The sequence below is a fragment of the Catellatospora coxensis genome (assembly GCF_016862635.1).
In the GTDB taxonomy this organism is placed as follows: domain Bacteria; phylum Actinomycetota; class Actinomycetes; order Mycobacteriales; family Micromonosporaceae; genus Catellatospora; species Catellatospora coxensis.
In genome coordinates this window covers 1-4,819 of record NZ_BONI01000164.1, presented here as the reverse complement: position 1 = coordinate 4,819, position 4,819 = coordinate 1, and the positions used below count along the sequence as shown (strand labels likewise).

Sequence of the window (4,819 nt, the reverse complement as noted above, 5' to 3'; positions counted from 1 at the left end):
GGCGCTGCGGGCCGGTGCTGTCGGCGCTGCGCACGGTGGACGGACACCCGGGTCCGGAGATCACCAAAACGCTGATCTTCCTATCGGCGTTTGCGCTGTTCCGGGTTGACGTGGCACCGGGGTCGTAGATCACGACGGTGAGGCCAGCACCGCACCTGAAGTGCCGCCAACGTGCCGCCACGGTGGCGGCATCACGGCCCGCCTGGTGCCGCCACCAGACCCGCTCAGACCCGCCTACTCGCACCCTTCCGGATGCCATCAACCGCGCCGGACTCACGAGAGGACCCGCACCTGTGACACACGAAACCAGCACACCGACACCCCCGGCGGACGCCGGACGCACGATCCGCCTGACACCGGCGTCGGCGGTCAAGATGCGCCCGGTCCGCTGGGTCTGGGACGGCCGCATCCCCGCCGGTTCCCTGACCCTCATCCCCGGCCGCGAGGGCATCGGAAAGTCCCTGACGCTCGCATGGCTGGCCGGACAGCTCACCAGGGGCACACTGCCCGGCATCCACTACGGCACGCCGCGCCCGGTCATCTACGCCGCCACGGAGGATTCGTGGGGCCAGACGATCGCCCCGCGCCTATACGCCGCAGGGGCCGACCTGGACATGGTGTACCGCGTCGATGTCGACAACGACGGCGCTTTCGACCAGCTCACTCTCCCGCGCGACTGCAACGGCATGGCCGTGGAGATCGAACAGCTCGGCGTGGCGCTACTGGCCGCTGACCCGCTGCTGTCGCTGATCCAGGCCGGTATCGACACCCACCGCGACCGCGACCTACGCACGGCGCTTGAGCCGCTGGTGAAGATGGCAGACCGGACCGGCTGCGCCGTGGTCGGGCTGGCGCACTTCAACAAGTCCGACAGCCGCGACGCACTCAACCTGATCACCGGATCGCGGGCGTTCTCCGCGGTCTCCCGCGCCGTGATGGCCATCGCCCGCGACGACGGCGCTGGAGACGGCTCGTGCGTGATGTCGCAGGTGAAGAACAACCTCGGCAGCCTGGATGTGCCGTCGCTGCGCTACATCATCGAGTCAGTGGAGGTCCCCACCGAGGAGGGACCGGCCAGCACCGGCCGCCTGGTCTTCACCGGCGAGTCCGACCGGTCGGTGGCCGACATCCTCAGCGAGTCCGGCGACCAGGCCGACAGCCGCGAGGAACGCAGCTCGGCAGCGTCCTGGCTGGTCGGCTTCCTCATGCAGGCCGGAGGCGAAGCCGCGAAGAAGGACGTGCTCAAAGCCGCGCGCGCCGAGGGCATCGCGGACCGCACCCTCGACCGCGCACGCCAGCAGGCCCGCGTCACCGCCGACCGCTCCGGCTTCGGCGGAGGGTCCGTCTGGAAGCTCGCTCTCAGCGACGGCGAAGAACCGTCCGCGCCATTCGCGCCACAGTTACGCCATTCGCGCCAGGTTCCAGAACGTGGCGCGAATGGCGTGAATGGCGCGACTGCACACGCACAGTCATCGACCAACGATCACGTAGGAGCCTCCCTGTGAACGCGACCGCCTTCGCCGACCAGGCCCGCGCCGCCGTGCGCGACGCCCGCGGGCACCTCGCCCAGTTCGGCCCGGACCGGCCGATGGACATCGGCACCGAACCGTGGCTGGCCGACCAGGTGTCCGCGCTGTTCGCCAGCCTGGAAGCGGGCAGTGCGCGCTTCTGCCCGCACGTCACCGCGTCCCCGATGGTGCTGCACACCACCGCGTGGACGCCCGGCGTGCTCGTCTGCGGGCACTGCGCCCCGCAGCTGCGACCGGCCACCGACCTGGAGGACTCCACCTGCGACCGGTGCCGCCGCTACACCCGCCGCATCCACTCCGCAGCCCTCGCGGTCGGCGCAGTCCTGCTCACCTTCGGCCTGTGCCCCGACTGCATGACCGCCCACCCCGACTACCAAGCCGCGACCTCCTAACCGCCCGCCGCAGGGGATAGGCCTAGCCCCACCAGCCGATAGGCCTATCCCCTCCGCTAGCCCCGCACATCCCCGACCACCAGCGGTCTAGCCCTCTATCCCCGACCGGCGGCCAGCACCCAAAACCCGCCCAGCGGGCACCTCGCGACTCTCACGTCGGGGATAGCGCGCCGCTCTAGGTCTAGACCACCGACGCTCTAGACCTAGAGCACCCTCTAGAGCAGCCGCAGCCCGGTCCACCAGCGCTCTAGAGGCTCTAGAGCATCCGCCGGCCGAGCACCAAAACCGGCCCACAGCCCACCGCGGGCGACCCCGGCCCCGGCGCCCTAGACGCGCCAGACCACCGCGCCCGGCGAGGTAGCGGCAGTAGCGGACTGGCCGCTACCGGTAGCGCTGGCGCTACCCGTGCCGCTACCCGCCATGCCTGTCCCCAGCAGCGCAAACGCCGAAAGGTAGCGGGTAGCGGCAACCGCAGCGCACCCCCGGAATCAGCCCCACAGGCCGGTTTCAGGCACCGAACCGCCGCTACCGCTACCCGCCCCGGACAGCGGTAACGGCACCGGTAACGGCCGATCACCGGGTAACCGCGGCGTTACCCCTGCCGTTACCCGCCGCGCCGCTGGTGAGCAGCAGCAACGCCGAGAGGTAACGGGTAACGGCCCCGCCGAACACCCCCCGAAAACGGCCCCACAGCAGCCCTTCGGGCACCAGGCACGCCGCGCCGTTACCCGGTAGAGCCGCCGGTAGACGGTCCGCGAGGAAACCCCTGCTGAAACACACGGGGGGCCGGTGAGGACCTCCTGATGTTTCAGCCGTCTTGAGCGCCGTCGAACCGATCCGAGCCCGGACGGACACGGATCGGCGCGCTTTCGTCACCTCAGCGACGGCAGGCGTGACGAAACCCACCTGCTATCGCTAGCACACCCGACTGCTAGCGCTAGCAGCTCCGCTAGCACCCCAACCGCCCGGCGACCAGCCCGATAGCAGATAGCACCCCGCGCCGACCACCCCCGCGAACGGCCTCCAAGCCGCCCGCAGCAGCCCCCGCACAGCGCGCTGCTATCAGCCACGAGGGCAGGGAGGTGGCCCCCCGCTGCGCGGGGACGACGGGGGAACGCCAGGCGGGACGGTCGCGCGCCGCCGTCCCACCGCCACCCCGACACGCCCCGCGCGGGGGCCACCTCCCGCCCTCGACCCGAGATGTCCCCGCCGCCCGCCCATCCAGCCCCACCCCGACGCGCGGCAGCGCGGGACATCTCCCCAGCCCGACCACCACCAACCGCCGCTAGACCTAGCGGCCCGACCCGCTAGACCTAGCGCTCCTGCTAGCGCCCTGATCACACGCCCACCAGCGCGCTAGCGCTCTAGCACCAACCCGCAACCGATCACCAAACAGCCTCAGGAGGCACACCGTGATACCCCGGCAGCCCGCTAGGGCATCGACCGCTCTCGCCGAGCGGCCAGCCGACCGACCCGCGCCGAAGGCGCTCTACAAGATTCCCGAGGTCATGACCCTGCTCAGCATGAGCCGGTCCGTGATCTACGAGCAGATTCGCGCTGGCCGCCTGCGCTCGGTCACGCAGGGGCGCGCCCGCCTGGTGTCGGCCGCCGCGATCGCTGACTACGTCACCTTGCTGGAGAACGAGACGATGAGGAGCAACGCCTGATGAGCGAACGTCGTGGCCGTGGAGAAGGCGGCCTGTACTGGGACGAGCAGCGCCAGCGCTACATCGCAGAGGTCACCATCGGCTACACGCCAGCCGGGAAGCGCATCGTGCGCAAGGGCAGCGGCAAGACCAAGACCGAGGCACGCGCCAAGCTCAAGCAGGTCATGCGTGACCACGAAGACGGGCTGGCCATCACCTCTCAGACCTACAGCGTCGCAGCTGCGATGGAGGACTGGCTGACGTACGGGCTGACGGGTCGGTCGGGCAACACGGTCGAGAAGTACGGCTACCTCGTACGCGGCCACATCATCCCGGACCTGGGCGCACGTAAGCTCCGCGATCTCAGCGCCAACGACGTGGATCGGTGGCTGGCCGCTAAGGCGGCAATGCTCAGCAGCAGCACCGTTCGGCGCTTGCACGAGTGCTTGAACCGGGCAGTCAATCGGGCGATGGCGCGAGACAAGGTGAAACGCAATGTCGTAGCGCTGTGCGGCGTACCGCAGGGACAGTCGGGCCGCCCGTCCAAGTCGCTGACGCTGGACCAGGCGAAGGCGCTGCTGGCATCTGCCGAGGACAGCCCGCTGTGCGCCTACATCGTGATTTCGCTGCTAGTCGGCGCACGGACGGAGGAACTGCGCGCACTGACCTGGGATCACGTGGAACTCGACAGTCCGCCGGCACCACCGTGCATCCACGTGTGGCGCTCGGTTCGCGCTGGTGGAGACACCAAGACGAAGAAGTCACGCCGAACGCTGGCGCTGCCACTGCGCGGCACCGACGCGCTAACTCGCCACAAGACCCAGCAGGAGCACGCGCGCCAGCAGGCAGGCGAGATGTGGCGTGACACCGGCCTGGTCTTCACCTCCAGCGTCGGCACCGCCCTGGACGCCGCCAACGTTCGCCGCGCCTTCCGCCGTGTGGCGAAGTCGGCCGGTCTCGCTCACACCGAGTGGACACCGCGCGAGCTGCGGCACAGCTTCGTGTCGCTGCTGTCCGACAGCGGGATGCGGTTGGAGGACATCGCTGAGCTATGCGGGCACGCGGGCACGCGGGTGACAGAGGCGGTCTACCGTCACCAGCTCCGCCCGATGCTGCTCGACGGGGCGAGAGCCATGGATGAAATCTTCGCCGCTCCGGACGAGGAGGACCAGGCGGACGAGGAGGCTTAGTCGCTCAGTTAGTCACTCGGCAAAAGCAGAGGGCACATCCATCGATTGGATGTGCCCTCTGA

4 protein-coding genes are annotated in these 4,819 nt (G+C 69.6%); all 4 read left to right on the top strand.

All coding sequences use genetic code 11. The annotated features are described in order from the left end of the window. Nucleotides 1-374 precede the first annotated feature (374 nt). The 4 genes from Cco03nite_RS41655 to Cco03nite_RS41640 all read left to right on the top strand — a co-directional run bounded on the left by Cco03nite_RS41655 (nucleotide 375) and on the right by Cco03nite_RS41640 (nucleotide 4,757). On the top strand, nucleotides 375-1,505 hold the full coding sequence (locus tag Cco03nite_RS41655; protein ID WP_203699576.1) for an AAA family ATPase: 1,131 nt from the start codon (nucleotides 375-377) through the stop codon (nucleotides 1,503-1,505). Beyond that, nucleotides 1,502-1,921 (top strand): hypothetical protein, encoded by a 420-nt coding sequence (locus Cco03nite_RS41650; RefSeq protein WP_203699575.1) that lies wholly within the window; start codon nucleotides 1,502-1,504, stop codon nucleotides 1,919-1,921. The genes Cco03nite_RS41655 and Cco03nite_RS41650 overlap by 4 nt, the downstream gene beginning before the upstream one ends. Before the next feature lie 1,496 nt (nucleotides 1,922-3,417). Continuing rightward, on the top strand, nucleotides 3,418-3,588 hold the full coding sequence (locus tag Cco03nite_RS41645) for a helix-turn-helix domain-containing protein (RefSeq protein ID WP_275412119.1): 171 nt from the start codon (nucleotides 3,418-3,420) through the stop codon (nucleotides 3,586-3,588). After that, entirely contained in the window at nucleotides 3,588-4,757 is a 1,170-nt protein-coding gene (locus tag Cco03nite_RS41640) for a site-specific integrase (RefSeq protein ID WP_203699573.1), read from the top strand. The genes Cco03nite_RS41645 and Cco03nite_RS41640 overlap by 1 nt, the downstream gene beginning before the upstream one ends. Nucleotides 4,758-4,819 lie beyond the last annotated feature (62 nt).

Excerpts from the sequence above, each read along its gene's own strand:
- Cco03nite_RS41655 (WP_203699576.1), top strand. The coding sequence starts at position 375 with ATGCGCCCGGTCCGCTGGGTCTGGGACGGCCGCATCCCCGCCGGTTCC.
- Cco03nite_RS41640 (WP_203699573.1), top strand. The coding sequence starts at position 3,588 with ATGAGCGAACGTCGTGGCCGTGGAGAAGGCGGCCTGTACTGGGACGAG.